The sequence below is a fragment of the Pseudomonas helvetica genome, from assembly GCF_039908645.1.
GTDB lineage: Bacteria > Pseudomonadota > Gammaproteobacteria > Pseudomonadales > Pseudomonadaceae > Aquipseudomonas > Aquipseudomonas helvetica.
The window spans coordinates 3,842,239-3,858,372 of record NZ_CP150917.1; the positions used below are offsets into that span (position 1 = coordinate 3,842,239).

Sequence of the window (16,134 nt, forward strand, 5' to 3'; positions counted from 1 at the left end):
GTCCACAGTTGAAAGCTGCCGGTCGCGACAGACAGCAAACGGCCAAAAGTGAACGTTCGCTCCACAGGGTCCCGCCCTGAATAAGGTCTACACCTGCTTCAGGACTACACAGGTTTTACTCAAGGCTGCTTCCGGTACATCCCCGTCAGCATGTCCTGAGAATCCGGCTCAGCGTTGTAGTTGATGACCGCGAAGTTTTTCACCAGCTGTATGTGATACGGGCCATTTATCTTGGACGCTTGCGGCTCACGCACAATGATCAGGTTTTCGGTTTCCATGGGTACGATGTGATGCTCGGTCACGATGTCTTTCAAGGTCACAGCGTCCTTCAATGTCACGGTGAACTCCGCCACTTCTCTCCCCTCGGCATCGCGGTCAGGCAGGATCTTCAAGTCCAGATCTCCGTCGCGCCCCAGAAAGTCCCGGCGCATCTGGTAATGGCCGCTGCGCTGGTCACGGTCGACTTCGTTGAGTTTGTCGTAGTCCGGTTCACGGTATTCATCGTGTAGCAGGATCGCCAGTTCGCGGTCGTCACCCTTGGCGCCGCTGACCCATGTGCCGGTGTAGTTGTGGGGTTCGATGGTTTGCCGTGTTATCCGCCAGATACCCGTCCGACGACCATCGTCAGCATATTCGTGAAGGTAGACAAAACTATCGTCGCCGTAGGCTTCCCGAGAACCCACCAGTTTGATCGGCTCACCGCTACCACCCTTGGTGTACCGCACCTCACCAATGAGGACCGCCCCCTGATCCTGGTACCAGATCTCTACCGGGATTTTGCCGTTGAGGGTTCCGACGAGACTCTGAGAATCTTCGATGACCGGTCCTTCCAGGCTGGGTTGTTCGTGCCACTGACCATCTTTCCAGTCGCCGGTGGTGCGCAGCATATAGCCGCGGGGCATGCTGGAATTTTCGCCAAACTCGGTCGGAGGGACTTCTTCCTGGGTGTACGAACGAAGCCGGACCAACTCGCCGTCGCGCATTTTCCATTGGCTAGTGCGCATCCAGCAGCAGCCGCGGTCAGTTTGCGAATACAGAATGCCGTCAGTTGGGCTGACCGAGAACATCCCGTTGCTCTCCTTCGCCAGGTCCGTCAATGCAGCGTTGAGGACCCATCGGGTTTGCTGCGGATCTTGCAAATAGACATCGAAATGCGCCTGGCCATCCACCTTGGGATCCGTGCCGTTGCGAATTGCCAGATCCTGACGACCATCGAAGTCGAAATCGGCGAAGTACAACAAGCCGTAGGGCCCGAGCAACCACGCGTCGGCTTTGTCATTGTGGTTTGCAGGCACGTTACCGGCCTGGGTCTGCAATTGCTGCAGGGTTTCGAGCGTGTTTTTGTCGCGCAAAGTGATGAGCGCTCGCGCCAGTTGATGCGGGTCTTCCGGTGGCTCCGGGAACAGCACTTCCACCAGGTACTTGCCACTGGGGTCATTTACCGCAAATGACAGTGGTGCGGCCACGACCGGGGCTACCAAGACCATGGAGAGGAGCACACCGTTGACGAACGAACGCATCCAAAGCTTCCTTGCTTAAATTTCGGGGGCCGCAGTGTAACGGCATACCCCATCTTATGGTAATCACGTCACGCCATTAACCCGAGATGCTCGCGATGTAGGCCCTCAGGTCTGTCAACGTCAGTTCCGGCTTTGTAGAATCCTGCCAGCGCTCACCATCAATTGAGGCCCGCATTGAAAAGTAGAATAAGACCGGAAATTGAGAGAGCGGCCTATGATGAGTTCTTAGCGCTTTGGGACAGCGGTGCATTCGAGAACCAGAGATTGGGTCAGGCTTTCTACAACCACTTCCGTCTGCATCGTCTCAGCGAGCAGAGGTTGCTACATGGTCTTTATGAATCTGACGGCAGGAAAGCCTTGAATGCAATTGCTGGAATCTTTCAGATCAAGTAACCACCACTCTTCATTGGTCAATGAATGTAATAGGCGGCTTTGGGTTGTGAATTCAACCGGTCGATAGCAGCCCTTGCTGACAGGCAGTCATCAGCCAAATGAAGACATTCGCCGAGCCACATACAAGCATCAAACAAGAGCGCCCCTCCCCCTGCTGCCCCCAAAACAACAAAGCCCAACACTGGACCGGGATTCAAGATGAGCGTGGATCGCTTATCAAGTATTCATTGAAAGGATGAGCATGATGAACCGAACCGGTCATATCTGCCTGATGGCGACCTATAACCAGTGGATGAACGCAAAGATTTATGAAGCCGCCAGAAGCCTGCCAGATGAAGAGCTCTCCGTGGACAGGAAAGCATTCTTTGGTTCAATTCTCGGGACGTTGAACCACCTGGTGGCCGGCGACACTGTCTGGCTAAAGCGATTCGCCAAGCACCCAGCTGACTACCTGGCTCTGGAACCGATTCAGCAGCTTCCGGCGCTCAAAAGCCTCGACCAGTTGCTGTTCTCGAATATCCGAGAACTGTCGGCACATCGAGTGTGGCTCGACCAGAACATTGTCGAGTGGTCTCGCTCCATTGCAGAGTCGGATCTGGATCACACCCTCCATTACACAAGCATGAAGGGAATACCCGCTGACAGGAACTTCTATGGTTTGGTCATGCATTTCTTCAACCATCAGACGCATCACCGCGGACAAGTGACGACCTTGCTTTCACAAGCGGGTGTCGACATAGGTGATACGGATCTGGTCGCCCTCATTCCATCCGAGCACTGCACACAGTAGAAAAGCCTGGCGCTAAACCAGGTATTGGCGAAACAGCTCAGCCATCGCTCCAGAGTCATTTGAACAATGTCCCGCAGGCTCTTTAGCGCCTATCAAGATAGCGGAACAGTTCCTCCTCCTGGTCGAAGTGCAGCTGCACGAGGGTATCCAGGCGAATTAACTGATGCTGAATCTCTTCGACAGGAACAGAGGTCGGGTCGGCACTGAAGTCGCTGCTCATGCGCGCCAGCAAATGGATACAGCGAAAAATCTCGCGGTGTCCGTGGCTCAGTGCCGACAAGGGGTCCTCGCCCGGCATGCTTCGGGTCAGCAGCGGGTACAGTGTGTTTTCATCGTCCCGTTCATGGCTGGCTAGCGAGACTTGCAGCTTTTCGACCAGATCCAACAGATCGGTCCGCGCTTGCTCAAGCGGACGCCGGGCGAAATCGCCGGCCAGTTGATGCAGATCACTCAGCACATTGGTGAGCTGTCGGTGTTCGTCTTGCAGGCGATCGATATGCTCGCCGGCCAGTCGCCGTTGGCCCAGTCCTGGCGATGGCCCCAATGCCCGCAGGGCATTAATGATGATGACCACGTCGATAACTTCCTGAACCACCGCGCCGGCGAGCGGCGGCAGGTAACCGAGGGCGGCCACGGTCATGGCCAGCAGTGAAAGCCCCATGCCGGCCAGCACGCCTTGCCGGGCGATATGGCGGGTACGGCGGGCAATCTCCAGCGCCTCGACCAGACGATCCAGGCGATCCACCAGCAGCACAACACCCGCCGCTTGTGCAGAGGCAGTGGCACCACTGGCCCCCATGGCCACGCCGACGGTGGCCGCCGCGAGTGCAGGAGCATCGTTGATGCCGTCGCCGACCATCAGCGTGCTGGCGCGCGTGCAGCCCTCCTGCACCGCGCGCACCTTGTCCTCCGGGGTCAACCCGGCACGCAGCTCGTCGATGCCGGCGGACAGAGCAATCATTTCGGCAGTTTCCGGGCGATCACCCGTAAGCATGACAATCCGCTTGATACCGCTGTTGCGCAGCCGGCGAAGGGTTTGCGGGGTTTCCCGACGCAGGCTGTCCGAGAAAATCAGCAGACCCGCGAGAACCCCATCCACTTCAATGAAGCTTCCACCGCAGGCCAAGTAGTCCATGTGGCGCAGCATTGCTTCGGTCCAAGCGCTGACAGACGCCTCTGTATGAGCAAAAGACAGTGTACCGAGGCGCACCCGCTGACCATCGATCAGCCCACAAAGACCGGAGCCCGGACTTTCTTCAACCTCTTGCGGGGCACTGAGCGGCAATCGGCGTTGGCGCGCCGCCTCGACGATGGCCTGGGAGATGGGGTGCACCGAGGCCTGCGCCAGCGAAGCGGCCAAGCCAAGCAGATGTTGTGGATCGACCTGGCCATTGACCTCAACCGACTGCAAACGGGCGTGACCACAGGTCAAGGTGCCGGTCTTGTCGAGAAACAGCTGTTTGCTCCCTGCCAGCGCTTCCAGGGTGGCGCCGTCCTTGATAAGGATGCCGCGCCGCGCCGCCTTCGAGATACCTGACATGATGGCGATCGGCACCGCCAGGATCAAAGGACAGGGCGTGGCCACTACCAGAACTGCCAGAGCCCGCACAGGATCTCCACTCAATTGCCAGGCCAGCCCGGCAATCAGCAAAGTCAGCGGAATGAAGAACAAGGCATAACGGTCGGCCAGACGCACGAAAGGCGCGCGCGAGCGTCGTGCCGTCTCGGCCAGCCGCACTATTCCGGCGTACGTACTCTGCGCCGCCGTCTGCGTCGCCATTAGCAGGATCGGCGCACCAGCATTGGCAACGCCACTGAGCATTTGCTCGCCTTCCCGGCGGGTTACCGGCAAAGACTCACCGCTGAGCGCCGACTCGTCCAGAGTGGCCGTGGGGCTGAGTAGACGGCCGTCGACGGGGACCACCTCACCCAGGCGTACAAGCAGTGTCTGACCCGGCTGGATCTGCTCAACCGGAATCTGGCGCAAGTCGTTCAGCTCCTGCAGCCAGGCAAAGCGTGGTGCCCGCTCGACGAGCGCACGCAGCTCGCGTTCGGCGCGCTGAGCAGTGAAAAACTCCAGGGTGCGCCCGGTGGCCAGCATCAAGGCAATGACTGCCGCCACCAGCATCTGCTCCAGCATCAGCGCCGCGCCGATCGACAGCAGCGCGATCAAGTCCACCCCTGCCTCATGCCGGGCCAGACGCCTGACGATCTCGATCAACAGCACAAAAGCCATCACCAGGCTGCCGAAGGCCCAGCACATTGCCGCCCAATCAGGCTGCTGGGCAAAATGCGCAACGCCACCCGCCAGCAGTGACAGCGTGGTCAGCAGCAATAGGGCGGGATCCAGCCACTTGTTGAGCATCGTTGTGGGTTCCTCAAAAGGGATACGCCTTCACGCTCTGCAAAAATGCCTGCTGCTCATCAGTATGAACAGGAGACAGACTTATTTATCTGCCGTTATGTCCGGGATTAGTGAACCACCACAACTCTACGCTCAACTGTTCGCGACGAAACACGCCCTTGACGCTTCCCGCACGATCTGGCTCCGGGTCGCCGAGTCACCCTTCGACATGAGCCTGAACGGCGCAGATCCACTTACCCGATAGCGCCCTAGGACGCCTGCTGAAAAAAGGCATTGTGTTGTCTCGAAAACAGATGTTATGTTTATAACATCAATTTAAATAATGACACCAAAATAACAAATAGCATTCGGGGGCTCTGACATGTCTATGGAAAAGAACAGCTTCCTACAGTTGCTGGAGCAAGAGTTCTCCAGCCTGACCCCTACCGGCAAGCGCATCGCCAGCTATCTGTTGGGTAACCCAGAACAACTTCCGTTCGAGTCGGCCGATAGCATCGCGCAGCAGACCTCCACCACTGGGATTTCTGTGGGGCGCTTTTTTCGATCCCTTGGTTACCAGAACATCGATGAGGTTAAACAGAGTCTGCGCGGTGAAACGCCGGCGTCATGGCTGATCACTGACCGCATCGGCGCCTTTCGTGCCGAAAGCAATCAGGAAGACGCTCTCGATCGTTCCATGAGTCGCGAGATCGAGGCCGTCCGACACGTCTACGGTCTAGCGCGCAGCAATGCCTTTGCCGATATCGTGCAGCGCATCTACGAAGCCGATGCAGTATTCATTCTCGGAATTCAGTCTACTCGCGGGATTCTCACAGCGTTTCATAGCCACCTTGAATACATTCGTCCCAAGGTCTACTACGTTGATGGCCTGTCAGGAATCTATGCAGAAACCCTGAACTCCGGCTTCGCCAATCCCTATGCAATCATTTCGGATTTTCGTGCTTATTCCAGCGTGACCCAGACCTTCTGCGACGCGGCGGTAGACAACGACCTACCACTGGCCCTGATCACCGACCTGCAATGCCCCTGGGCCAGAGATTACCCGGTTGACCTCTTGCAACTGAAAACCGATGTCGGGCAGTTCTGGGACTCCCCTGCCCCATTGGCCTGCCTGTTAAATCTCATCGTGTCAGCCGTCGCGGAGAAATACGGGGATCGTCTCGATGAGCGTTTGGCCAAGAACCGTCAATTGCAAAAAGCGTTCGGTCAGTTCGAAGGCTGATCCCATGGCCCCACCGAATCCCAACTGGAGTGTTTGCGTGAACAACAGCCCCCTTGTAGAGATTGATGCCCAGCGCTATCAGGTGCAAATCGACCTGATCTACGCCGGTGCAGACAACCTGGCTGGAAGAGTGATCTATCCGAATGCTCGTTGCCTGTTACATCGTCAAGCTGCCAACTGTTTGAACAAGGCTAGCCAGCTCGCGCGTCAGGCCGGGTTTACCCTGCGCATTTATGACGCCTACCGGCCGCCCTACGCCCAGTACCTGTTGTGGGACGCGCTGCCAAACAACGACTACGTGCGTGACCCACACTTGGGCTCCCACCATAGCCGTGGCGTGGCGCTGGATTTGACCCTGGTGGGTACTGATGGCGAGCCGTTGGATATGGGCACCGCATTCGACGCGATGGAAGAGAAATCCCATCAGTTCTACCCCGACTTGCCAGTAGACGTGCAACGCAATCGTCTGCTGTTGCTGGGGATCATGCTCGGTGCTGGTTTCCACGCAATTTCCACCGAGTGGTGGCATTACGAACTTCCGAATGCCGACGATTACCCATTGCTGGAGGACGAGTAAGCCAAGGCTTTTACAAGCAAATAGAACTGCAACACCGCGCAGCCCACGTTCAGTGCGGCTGATAACAACAACAAGTCAGCGCTACTTACGTTTCACCTGCAACTGCCCGGTTATAGCTTTTATAAAAAACCTGACGTACTTCCATATATCGAATGATCAAGGAAACCGGCATGAATCCAATGAACACCGTGACCAGCAAAACCTTTCCCGGCGCCGGCAAACTGCTGCTGACCGTTTTGTGCAGTGCATTGAGCCTCGGTGCCTGGCAGGCCGCGACGGCGGCTGTACCACAAGACACACTGGTCATCGGCAAACCCGCCGATCCGCAGACCCTCGACCCGGCCGTGACCTTTGATAACAATGACTGGACCATCACCTACCCGTCGTATCAACGATTGGTTGGCTACAAGGTCGAGGGTGGCAAAAGCAGCACCGAAGTTCAGGGCGACCTGGCCGAGAGCTGGACCGTTTCCCCGGACAATCTGGTCTGGGAATTCAAAATCAAGCCTGGCAACAAATTCGATGACGGCGCCCCAGTAGATGCCGCCGCCGTGAAGTTTTCCTTTGATCGCTTGATGACCCTTAAGCAAGGGCCTTCCGGTGCATTTCCGGAGGATATGGTGGTGGCGGTCGTCGACCCGCAGACCATCCGCTTCACCCTGAAGACGCCTTTCGCGCCGTTCCTGTTTACCCTGGCCCACAACGGTGCTTCGATCATCAACCCTGATGTGGTCAACAAGAGCTCGGACGTAAACGCCTGGCTGTCGAGCCACACCGCAGGCTCCGGGCCCTTTCGTTTGAGCAACTGGCAAAAAGGCCAGTCGTTGACCATGGAACCGAACACCTATTTCGCCGGCCCCAAACCTGCGTTAAAAACCGTTGTCATCAAGATCATCGGTGAGCCCTCCGTGCGTCGCTTGCAGTTGGAGCGCGGTGACCTGGACATCATCGAAGACATGCCCGAAGACCAGCTCGGCGCTCTCGCCAGCAAGTCGGGAGTGGTGGTCAAGGAGTTCCCGTCGCTGCGGGTGACCTACCTCTACCTGAACAACAAGAAGGGCCCGCTGACCAGCGTCGATGCTCGTCGTGCGGTTACCGAAGCGGTGGACTACAACGGTATAGTCAAAGGCATTCTCAAGGACAAGGCCAAGCTCATGAACGGGCCGATCCCTGACGGCATGTGGGCTTACGACAGCTCGCTGCCGCCAATGAAGCAGAACATGGCAGCCGCTAAGGAGAGCCTCGCCAAAGCACCGCAGAAAATCACCAACCTCAGCTACATGTACTCGGACAAGGATCCTAACTGGGAACCGATCGGCCTGACCCTGCAAGCAGCATTGGCGCCACTAGGCATCAACCTCAAGCTGGAAAAACTCGCCAATGCCACCCTGCGTGAGCGCGTCGGCCAGGCGGACTACGACATCGCTGTTGGTGCCTGGAGCCCGGATTTTGCTGATCCGTACATGTTCATGAACTTCTGGTTCGACTCCAAGATGCAGGGCCTGCAAGGCAACCGCTCGTTCTATAGCAGCCCGGAAGTCGACAAGTTGATCCGCGAAGCGGCCGCTAATAGCGACACCGCGAAGCGCGTCGAGCTTTACCAGACCGCGCAGAAAATGGTGCTCAAGGATAGCGTTTACGCCTACCTCTATCAGAAGAGCTACACCCTGCCGATGCGTGATTCGATCAAGGGCTACGTGTTCAACCCCATGCTCGAACAAGTGTTCAACCTGGGCAATATGAGCAAGTAAACCTGCTCCCTCGCGCTAGTCGTTCTCGACTGGCGCGGCTTCTGATTTTCGCCGCTCGTGTTACTGAGGTGCCAAATGGCCTTCCTGACTTTGTTGCGCAAACGCCTGCTTGGCCTGTTGTTGGTCGTGTTCGGTGTTTCGCTGATTACATTTGCAATTTCACACTTGATCCCGGGTGATCCTGCCCGACTGATCGCCGGCGATCGTGCCAGCGATGCGTTGGTGGCCGGCATCCGTCATCAGTTGGGATTGGATCTGCCGCTATATCAACAATACGGTCGTTACCTGATAGATCTGCTGCACGGAGACCTGGGTACCTCGATACGCACCAGCCGTCCCGTTCTGGAAGACCTGCAAGCATTCTTCCCGGCAACCCTGGAGCTGGCGCTGGTAGCGCTGGTGCTGGCGATCCTGGTCGGCGTGCCGCTTGGCGTGCTGTCAGCGGTTTACCACAATCGGGCCATTGACCAGATCGCCCGTACCCTTGCGGTCACCGGAATTTCAACGCCAGCCTTTTGGCTCGGCCTTGGTGCAATCGTTCTGTTCTACGGCCACCTTGGCTGGCTGCCCGGTGGTGGCCGGCTGTCCGAAGGGCTCGCGTCACCGCCGACAATCAGCGGTTTTTATCTGATCGACTCGCTGCTCGCCGGTGATGGCAGGCTGTTTCTCGATGCCGTGGAGCACCTGATTCTTCCAGCGGCAACTCTGGGGTTCGTGACCTTGGGCGTTGTCGCACGACAGATTCGTTCAGCCATGCTGGATCAACTGGGTGAAGACTATATCCGCACCGCACGCGCCTACGGTCTGTCTCGATGGACTGTGATCCTACGCCACGCACTCCCTAACGCCCTCATCCCTTCGGTGACCGTCCTCGGGCTGACCTTGGGTGATTTGCTGTATGGCGCGGTACTGACCGAAACAGTATTTGCCTGGCCTGGCATGGGCGCCTATGTCGTCAAATCGATCCAGTCGCTGGATTTCCCTGCGGTGATGGGCTTCGCAATTCTGGTTTCGTTCATCTATGTGCTGTTGAACATGGCCATCGATATTTTGTACCGCGTGATCGACCCACGCATCGGCGAGGTGAATTGAAATGTCCGTAACCCTGACGGCAACGCACCGCCCGCGCTGGAACGAAAAACTCGCTTATCTGGCCTATCGAGTCCGCCGGAGTCCACTGACCATGGCGGGCCTCGCGATCACCTTTATCGTCTTGCTGTGCATGATCTTCGCCCCTTGGCTCGCCAGCCACGATCCCAACGCACTGAACCTCGCCGAACGCCTGGCGCCGCCGTCCAGCGTCCACTGGTTCGGCACCGACGAAGTCGGCCGCGACCTGTTCAGCCGCGTGCTGTTCGGTAGCCAGCAGTCGGTGGGTGTCGGTCTGTTCGTGGCTTTTGCATCCTGCTTTATCGGCGGATTACTGGGATGCTTTTCGGGGGTGATCGGTGGTCGTTTCGACACGTTAATCATGCGTCTGATGGACATCATGCTGTCGGTGCCGTCGTTGGTACTGATTATGGCCCTGGCGGCTGCGCTGGGCGCGAGCCTGTTCAACGCAATGCTGGCGATTACCCTCGTGCGAATTCCGTCCTATGTGCGGCTAGCCCGTGGCCAGGCCTTGAGCATCCGAGAGATGGGTTACGTCAAGGCAGCCCAGACCTTCGGGGCCGGACGCTGGCACGTGGTGCACTGGCATGTGGCACGTAACGCCATGCCGCCATTGCTGGTGCAACTGAGCCTGGATATCGGCAGTGCGATCCTCATGGCCTCGGCCCTGGGATTTATCGGCCTGGGAGCGCAACAGCCTACGGCCGAGTGGGGCGCGATGGTCGCCACTGGGCGCAACTACATCCTGGATAACTGGTGGTACTCGACCTTTCCAGGTCTGGCGATTCTGATCACGGCCACCGGCTTCAACCTGCTGGGCGATGGCGTGCGCGATCTGCTCGATCCACGGCAACAGGGGAAATGACAATGCATACTGCGAGTCCAGTACTGGCCATCGACAACCTGAGCCTGGAATTCCCGGCTTATAAAAACAATGTCAAAGCCCTGAACGGCGTGTCGTTGCACGTCAATCCCGGCGAAATCGTCGGCGTGGTAGGCGAATCCGGGTCGGGCAAGTCGGTCACTGCCATGCTCAGTATGCGACTGTTGCCCGAGCGCAGCTATCGCATCACCGCCGGCAGCCTGAGTATGCTCGGTCGCGACATGTTGGCAGCTCCTGAAAAGGACCTACTAACGATTCGTGGACGCGACGCTGCGATGATTTTCCAGGAGCCGATGACAGCCCTGAATCCGACCCGGCGCATCGGTCGGCAAATGCTCGACGTGATCATCCATCACCAGAAGATCAGCGCCGCCGAAGCCCGTCTCATGGCGATTGCACTGTTGCGCGACATGCACATCGCCAGCCCGGAACAAGTATTGGAGAGCTATCCTTTCGAACTGTCTGGAGGCATGCGTCAGCGGGTGATGATCGCGCTGGCGTTCTCCTGTGAACCGCAACTGCTGATCGCCGACGAGCCGACCACCGCCCTCGACGTTACCGTGCAACGCCAAGTGCTGTTGCTGCTACGAGAAAAAGCCAGGCAGCGGGGCACGGCCATTCTACTCATCACTCATGACATGGCATTGGTTTCGCAGTTCTGCGACCGGGTGTACGTAATGTATACAGGTGCTGTGGTTGAGGAAGGCTGCACCGTCGAAGTTATGGGGAACCCGCAGCATCCCTACACGCAAGGGTTACTCAGTGGCCTTCCAGAAATGGTAGAGCCGGGCCAGCCGCTGCTGACTATCCCCGGTCAAGTGCCGAACCTGGCCTCTTTACCCGTGGGCTGCACTTTTCAGGAGCGTTGCCCATACGCCATGCCGGTTTGTGCCAAACGCCCGAACCTCAATACCATCAACGGTAATGACCAGCGTAAAAGTGCGTGCTGGTTACCGGTTAAGGAGCTTTCGTGATGAACAGTGCCGTCATTCATACCGTCACCAAAATGGCACCCACGATTCTTCAACTTAATGATGTTCGCGTCCGTTTCCCCGTCAGTAATGACTGGCTTGGTCGACCAAGGGGATATGCCCACGCCCTGAACGGCATTGACCTTCAAGTGCGGGCAGGCGAAACCCTGGGTATTGTGGGCGAGTCAGGCTGTGGTAAAAGCACATTGGCGCAGCTATTGATGGGCTTGGTGCCACCGAGCAGCGGTGAACTGAACTGGGCCGGTCGCAGCGGCAGCGAAGGCAGCAGAAACATTCAAATTGTTTTCCAAGATCCACAGTCTTCGCTTGATCCACGCCTGCCTATCTGGAGAATCATCACCGAGCCGTTATACGCCCGAGGCCATGCCCCCCGTGCGCAGATGCGCGATGTGGCGGCCAGGGTCGCGGCCCAAGTCGGCATCCGCCCAGAATACCTGGACCGCTTCCCCCACCAGTTTTCCGGTGGTCAGCGTCAGCGGATTGCCATCGCCCGAGCCCTTTCATCAGACCCGGATATTATTGTCCTGGACGAACCAACATCGGCGCTGGACATCTCGGTTCAGGCACAGATCCTTAACCTTCTTGCTGAGTTACAAAGAACTCGCAATCTGACTTATATCCTGATTTCCCACAACGTATCAGTAGTACGTCATATGGCAAACCGGGTAGCTGTGATGTACTTGGGGCAAATTGTTGAACTTGGCAGCGCAGCCCAAGTACTCGATCAGCCACGCCATCCTTATACCCGCCTGTTGCTTGAAGCTGTACCGCGACTAGGTGTGCCGCTGCATGCCGAACAAGTTGCGGCTCCTACCGAATTGCCAGGTAACCGTCTGCTACCGAGTGGCTGCTTCTTCCGCGAACGTTGCAGCCTGTGCACCGTTGGCTGCGAAAAGCCCCAGGCTTTGCTAGGAGATGAGCAGCAGCGTGTGCGATGTCATTTACAAAGCTGATATTTGCCAGCAGGCAATAGTGTCGAGTCTCAGAAATAGGATGGGGTTGACGAGTCAAGCTGAACAACTTATTTCTGGGGCGGGCCATTAAATTTGGCCTAGGCTAATACCGCTCCAGCTGAACAGTCTGGTCTTGAACGTGGAGTATCAGCACAGAAAATAATAGCTGGCGCTGCACACCACCAGGACGTTTGTAAAGGCACCGCCGCGGATCTTGCAAACCGGGGTGTTTTGGCTGTCTATCCCGGCATGGGGTGGTGAAGGACTCGGCCCAACCTGAAACGGTATGACCTACCAGCTCGCTACAGCTTGATTATCTCCAGGTCCCGTCCTGAAACAGCTGTAAACCTGTTTCAGGACTAGACACCTGCACAATCACCGGCTTTTTCGCCACAGGAAGTCCCCCTGCAACGGATTGTAATTCTGGGTAATGCCGGTAGCGGTAACTCTACCCTCGCCCGCACCCTGATCTCCTAGCGGGCTGTAAAGAGAAGCTCGACCGAGCGTTCCTGACCTTCCTGAGTTTCGTGTGGAATTTCGATCGCGGTTACCGCTCAGGTATCGAGAGCGTGCGCCTGTCCATAGGACCGGACGTTCCTACGGTGCACTTGCGCGATAACCGGCAGATTGCCGCATTTCTCGATAGCTTGCCCACAACGCCTGAGATCTGCCTTGAGATGACTGTGGTCTCTACCGAATCTCCGTTCCCAAGAGCCCACAGTGAGACTTCAAGGCGCTATAGCAACTGACGTCAGGGTGAAAATAATTGTTCAGAATTGACTTAAGGACAGGCCTTCAGCGCTGAAATAAAGTTCGCCCAACTGATGGCTACCAGCCATCAGTCTGTGCCGGGGGGGCAGAGTCCGGCAGGCAGAGTTGATGAACAGCCTTTGCGCTGCTGAACAAGTTGGCTGAATGTGGAGAGAATGATGAACGTAGTATTCTCTATATCTCATACGCATATTTGGTTCCAGAGAGAGTTTAAAGACTTATGCTTTGAGTGGTCGGTTTCAGATGAATATCTCCATGTGACGATGTGGTTGTCCGCCAAGTGCTGGACAGTGGAGCCTCGCTTTTCGTCGGCTGATTTAGTGTCAGGCAGACCGTTGCACTTTACAGTGATTTTGAAATGGGAAGAGCCGGGGTTGGTTTCGGCTGACGAAATTCTTGATACGTTTGTAACGGTGCGAAATAGATTCAAAAGAATAGAAGATGGTTGGCTTGTCAGTGCCGGTTATCTTGAACCTTCAACCGCTATCAGGCTGGTGGATTATTTGAGGGGGATTGCATACGAAAGCTGAGTCCGGTCGCTTGCGTTGCTGAAGGGCTGCGCCGATCACCTTCTGAAAATGAGTATAAATACCGGGTTGGCTGTATTTAATAGTGGGAGAAATATGGGTAGTGGCAGGTTTTCCCTATGTTTTTACAGGGATGAAAAAGCGCTGAGCGGCTGAGCTATAGTGTACCTGTCTGATGCCTGTCCACCGGTAATGGTGGTGTCGTTGCATTTTGGTGAGGTTTTTACATGGGGGGTAGTAGTCCGCTGAAAAAAAAGTCGTTGTCGTCCAGATGGAAGCTGCCATTAATCATATTTTGGTTATCGCTATTCGTTGGAGGGGGCGTGATATTCAAGCTGGAGTCCGCCCGCAGGAGTGTAGAGGCCGCTCGTGCCTTACAGATCGCCTCAACGTATTCAAATGCTATTGAGCGAGTGTTGGAGCACGCACTGTCGGCAACAAATGCTTTAGCGGTAATGGTTCGTCAAGGCCATGGCAGCGTTCCTGATTTTGCTGATCTTGCCCACTATATGATCCCTTTATATAAAGGAGCCTACGCGCTATCGCTGGCGCCGGAGGGTGTCATGCGACAAATAGAACCTATAGTGGATAACCGGTTGGTGGAAGGTCACGATTTATTTGAGGGGCAGGATCGAAACACTATCATCAGGGCGTTGAAGAATGAGGCATTGTTTTGGGGACCCTTTAAGTTGATCCAGGGACCGCAGGGAGCCATTGGTCGACTGCCGGTTTTTTTGGAGTCGGCATCCGGGGAACAATATTTTTGGGGGTTTACTGTCGTTACATTGAAACTTCCCGAAGCATTGGAAAATGCCGATTTAGGCGGAATTGAGAAGCAAGGTTATGCGTATAAACTTTCAGGCCTGAACCCGCAGACCAATAGCGAAGAAGTCATTTCGGCGTCAGCCGTACCAATGGATAACTCCAGGTTGGATGTTCCGGTGCGGGTATCTGGGCGGGAGTGGGTGCTGAGCGTATCGAAAATAGCCCTATGGCAAGATCAGGTCCGGCTGGCTTTTGACGTGGCGTTAATTCTGTTCGTCAGTATGTTGATGGCTTGGCTTGCGTACTCAATTGCTGGCTTGGCAGCGCAGAAGAAAAAACTGCAAGAGGTCGCATTGTATGATGCCCTGACAGGGTTGCCTAATCGGCGACTTTTGACCGAGCGCATGGAAACTGCTTTGGCAAGTGCACGCCGCAAGAATAAGAGAGTGGCGGTTTGTTATTTGGACCTTGATGGTTTTAAAGTGATTAACGACACCTTGGGGCATGCGGCAGGCGATTATTTGTTGGTGGAAGTGTCCAGACGATTACAGTCTTGCTTGAGAGCCACCGATACCTTGGCCCGCGTGGGGGGTGATGAATTTGTAATTTTGTTGGTCGATTTGATTGAAGTGAAAGAGAGTGAGGACATCCTCGGGCGTGTGATTGGTGTCGCGAGTGCACCAGTCGATATAAACGGGATAGAGGTTATCGTGTCTGCGAGTGTAGGTGCTGCATTTTTTATTCCTCAAAGTGGAGACGAGGCGGATCAATTACTACGTCGTGCAGATCACGCGATGTATACGGCCAAGAAAAAAGGAAAAAACAGGTACCTGTTTGCTGATGATCTGGAGGTTCGGCCATAAAGTGTTGCACGTATCTGCGTACAACGCTGAAGGCAGGCAGACAGAAATCGATCGGAAGCCGCCCTTGCTGACAACCAATAGCGAACGGTGGTGAACCGAGTTTGGGCCAGGCTACCTTCGTCCCTATGCCGACCAGGCTCCTGAATCAATCATTGTCGACCTGGAGCTCCTGCAGAAGAAACCCAAGTGAGTCCGGGGTTGAGCAATGACTTTTTCCCGAGCGTTGTTCATCCCATGGCATAGCGTCATCGGTGCAGAAATCTCCAATACACTTCATGCTCAGTTTGCCATCGAGAAGTCCAAGCGGAATCCAGAAGTAAGGCGTTTCGCGAAGAGCATTAGGCACGGTCGAGCCACATCGTGAGCAAAAGTCATTTCTGTACCCGCTGAATTTGCGCCAACTGGTGATCGCACCTGGCCCTTCTTCCCATCGAAAGTCGCGAGCTTTGACCACTGTGGCGAGATTATGGCCGACCCCGGTTTGCTTGCGGCACAGGCTGCAATGGCATCGATAAAAAAATCGTGGTTCAACCCCGAGGGAAAAATGTACAGCCCCGCAAAGACACTGCCCTGTTGTCATGGATATCTCCTTGAAGAACGATTCATCGGTATTCTGCCGGTTCAAGCGTTGGTACCGGAAAAGGGGTGGCCG

14 protein-coding genes and 1 pseudogene are annotated in these 16,134 nt (G+C 56.0%); 12 read left to right on the top strand and 3 right to left on the bottom strand.

What is annotated here, in order from left to right:
- Positions 1 to 119 precede the first annotated feature (119 nt).
- Positions 120 to 1,520 (bottom strand): hypothetical protein, encoded by a 1,401-nt coding sequence (locus AABM55_RS17730; protein ID WP_347927142.1) that lies wholly within the window; start codon positions 1,518 to 1,520, stop codon positions 120 to 122.
- 174 nt (positions 1,521 to 1,694) lie between these two features.
- Here AABM55_RS17730 and AABM55_RS17735 point away from each other — a divergent pair, with 174 nt between their 5' ends.
- Both AABM55_RS17735 and AABM55_RS17740 read left to right on the top strand, forming a co-directional pair.
- Entirely contained in the window at positions 1,695 to 1,913 is a 219-nt protein-coding gene (locus AABM55_RS17735; RefSeq protein WP_054597957.1) for a hypothetical protein, read from the top strand.
- 244 nt (positions 1,914 to 2,157) lie between these two features.
- A complete protein-coding gene (locus AABM55_RS17740) occupies positions 2,158 to 2,703 on the top strand; it encodes a DinB family protein (RefSeq protein WP_347930053.1) in 546 nt (181 codons plus the stop codon).
- Positions 2,704 to 2,785: 82 nt separating this feature from the next.
- On the opposite strand, the gene AABM55_RS17745 is transcribed toward AABM55_RS17740, so the two are convergent.
- Positions 2,786 to 5,068, bottom strand: coding sequence for a heavy metal translocating P-type ATPase (locus tag AABM55_RS17745; RefSeq protein WP_347927143.1), 2,283 nt, complete (start codon positions 5,066 to 5,068; stop codon positions 2,786 to 2,788).
- 361 nt (positions 5,069 to 5,429) lie between these two features.
- Here AABM55_RS17745 and AABM55_RS17750 point away from each other — a divergent pair, with 361 nt between their 5' ends.
- From AABM55_RS17750 to AABM55_RS17795, 10 genes and pseudogenes are all read left to right on the top strand, one after another.
- Positions 5,430 to 6,290, top strand: a complete 861-nt coding sequence (locus AABM55_RS17750) for a MurR/RpiR family transcriptional regulator (RefSeq protein WP_347927144.1) — start codon at positions 5,430 to 5,432, stop codon at positions 6,288 to 6,290.
- 37 nt (positions 6,291 to 6,327) lie between these two features.
- Positions 6,328 to 6,867, top strand: coding sequence for a D-alanyl-D-alanine dipeptidase (gene ddpX / locus AABM55_RS17755; RefSeq protein ID WP_347927145.1), 540 nt, complete (start codon positions 6,328 to 6,330; stop codon positions 6,865 to 6,867).
- Between the two features lie 170 nt (positions 6,868 to 7,037).
- On the top strand, positions 7,038 to 8,618 hold the full coding sequence (locus AABM55_RS17760) for an ABC transporter substrate-binding protein (RefSeq protein ID WP_347927146.1): 1,581 nt from the start codon (positions 7,038 to 7,040) through the stop codon (positions 8,616 to 8,618).
- Positions 8,619 to 8,693: 75 nt separating this feature from the next.
- Complete coding sequence (locus AABM55_RS17765; RefSeq protein ID WP_347927147.1) at positions 8,694 to 9,710, top strand: ABC transporter permease; 1,017 nt, start codon at positions 8,694 to 8,696, stop codon at positions 9,708 to 9,710.
- Between the two features lies 1 nt (position 9,711).
- Positions 9,712 to 10,593, top strand: a complete 882-nt coding sequence (ddpC, locus tag AABM55_RS17770) for a D,D-dipeptide ABC transporter permease (RefSeq protein WP_347927148.1) — start codon at positions 9,712 to 9,714, stop codon at positions 10,591 to 10,593.
- Positions 10,594 to 10,595: 2 nt separating this feature from the next.
- Positions 10,596 to 11,585: an ABC transporter ATP-binding protein gene (locus AABM55_RS17775; protein WP_347927149.1), complete on the top strand. Its 990-nt coding sequence runs from the start codon at positions 10,596 to 10,598 to the stop codon at positions 11,583 to 11,585.
- Entirely contained in the window at positions 11,585 to 12,556 is a 972-nt protein-coding gene (locus AABM55_RS17780) for an oligopeptide/dipeptide ABC transporter ATP-binding protein (protein WP_347927150.1), read from the top strand. The genes AABM55_RS17775 and AABM55_RS17780 overlap by 1 nt, the downstream gene beginning before the upstream one ends.
- 455 nt (positions 12,557 to 13,011) lie before the next feature.
- Positions 13,012 to 13,305, top strand: a pseudogene (locus AABM55_RS17785) (hypothetical protein); the annotation flags it as partial.
- A gap of 180 nt (positions 13,306 to 13,485) precedes the next feature.
- A complete protein-coding gene (locus tag AABM55_RS17790) occupies positions 13,486 to 13,857 on the top strand; it encodes a hypothetical protein (RefSeq protein ID WP_347927151.1) in 372 nt (123 codons plus the stop codon).
- Positions 13,858 to 14,177: 320 nt separating this feature from the next.
- Positions 14,178 to 15,482, top strand: coding sequence for a sensor domain-containing diguanylate cyclase (locus AABM55_RS17795; RefSeq protein ID WP_347927152.1), 1,305 nt, complete (start codon positions 14,178 to 14,180; stop codon positions 15,480 to 15,482).
- A gap of 145 nt (positions 15,483 to 15,627) precedes the next feature.
- Here the strand turns inward: AABM55_RS17795 and AABM55_RS17800 are convergent, their stop codons facing one another.
- On the bottom strand, positions 15,628 to 16,062 hold the full coding sequence (locus tag AABM55_RS17800; RefSeq protein ID WP_347927153.1) for a GFA family protein: 435 nt from the start codon (positions 16,060 to 16,062) through the stop codon (positions 15,628 to 15,630).
- Between the last annotated feature and the right edge of the window lie 72 nt (positions 16,063 to 16,134).

Bases quoted from the DNA above. Each gene is read 5' to 3' on its own strand.
- AABM55_RS17730 (WP_347927142.1), bottom strand. From the start codon at position 1,520: ATGCGTTCGTTCGTCAACGGTGTGCTCCTCTCCATGGTCTTGGTAGCC.
- AABM55_RS17740 (WP_347930053.1), top strand. From the start codon at position 2,158: ATGAACCGAACCGGTCATATCTGCCTGATGGCGACCTATAACCAGTGG.
- AABM55_RS17745 (WP_347927143.1), bottom strand. From the start codon at position 5,068: ATGCTCAACAAGTGGCTGGATCCCGCCCTATTGCTGCTGACCACGCTG.
- AABM55_RS17750 (WP_347927144.1), top strand. From the start codon at position 5,430: ATGTCTATGGAAAAGAACAGCTTCCTACAGTTGCTGGAGCAAGAGTTC.
- AABM55_RS17760 (WP_347927146.1), top strand. From the start codon at position 7,038: ATGAATCCAATGAACACCGTGACCAGCAAAACCTTTCCCGGCGCCGGC.
- AABM55_RS17765 (WP_347927147.1), top strand. From the start codon at position 8,694: ATGGCCTTCCTGACTTTGTTGCGCAAACGCCTGCTTGGCCTGTTGTTG.
- ddpC (WP_347927148.1), top strand. From the start codon at position 9,712: ATGTCCGTAACCCTGACGGCAACGCACCGCCCGCGCTGGAACGAAAAA.
- AABM55_RS17775 (WP_347927149.1), top strand. From the start codon at position 10,596: ATGCATACTGCGAGTCCAGTACTGGCCATCGACAACCTGAGCCTGGAA.
- AABM55_RS17780 (WP_347927150.1), top strand. From the start codon at position 11,585: ATGAACAGTGCCGTCATTCATACCGTCACCAAAATGGCACCCACGATT.
- AABM55_RS17790 (WP_347927151.1), top strand. From the start codon at position 13,486: ATGAACGTAGTATTCTCTATATCTCATACGCATATTTGGTTCCAGAGA.
- AABM55_RS17800 (WP_347927153.1), bottom strand. From the start codon at position 16,062: ATGACAACAGGGCAGTGTCTTTGCGGGGCTGTACATTTTTCCCTCGGG.